The organism is Klebsiella sp. EMBS2024 (genome assembly GCF_036233805.1).
In the GTDB taxonomy this organism is placed as follows: Bacteria; Pseudomonadota; Gammaproteobacteria; order Enterobacterales; family Enterobacteriaceae; genus Klebsiella; species Klebsiella pneumoniae.
The window spans coordinates 32,625-32,895 of the sequence record NZ_JAZARW010000001.1 but is presented as its reverse complement, the minus strand read 5'-3'; the positions used below and the strand labels follow the sequence as shown (position 1 = coordinate 32,895).

Sequence of the window (271 nt, the reverse complement as noted above, 5' to 3'; positions counted from 1 at the left end):
AAACGCCAGGCGCAGGAGAAGGGCATCACGCTTGCCGAAAACGCCATCGACGACGTGCTCACCGTGGCGCTGTTCCCGCAGCCAGGCCTGAAGTTCCTCGAAAACCGCCACAACCCGGCGGCCTTTGAGCCGGTACCGCAGGCGGAAGCCGCGCAGCCAGTGGCAAAAGCAGAAAAACCTGCCGCCTCCGGCGTCTACACCGTGGAGGTGGAAGGCAAAGCCTTTGTGGTCAAAGTCAGCGACGGCGGTGACGTCAGCCAGCTGACGGCGG

Annotated in this window: 1 pseudogene; it reads left to right on the top strand. The window is 64.2% G+C overall.

Annotation, left to right across the window (positions count from 1 at the left end):
• A pseudogene (locus VZP09_RS00160) lies at positions 1 to 271 on the top strand (hypothetical protein); the annotation flags it as partial.